This window comes from Nonomuraea candida (assembly GCF_000725485.1).
Taxonomy (GTDB): Bacteria; Actinomycetota; Actinomycetes; order Streptosporangiales; family Streptosporangiaceae; genus Nonomuraea; species Nonomuraea candida.
On sequence record NZ_KL647038.1, the window covers coordinates 1326 to 1633 of the forward strand.

Genomic DNA, 308 nt, shown 5'->3' on the forward strand with positions numbered 1-308 from the left:
GTCTCGGCCAGGGCGTTGTCGTAGCTGTCCCCGCGTGAGCCGACCGAGCTGACCGCGCCGATGCCGGCCAGCCGCTCGGTGTAGCGGATGGACAGGTACTGCTTAGGTTCAACCGGTCGTCCGGCACGATGACCGGGCCCGACAGCACCTTCATCTACTACACCTGGAGCGAGAAGAAGATCCCGGCCTGACACTCCGAACGGCCGTATTGCCCGCGTTCCGCAGCTAATCCATGATCCCGGGCACGTCCGGGTCTGAAACCGCAGGTCGGTGGCTTACGGCCTAGCGGAAACGGCGGAAAGCCCTAG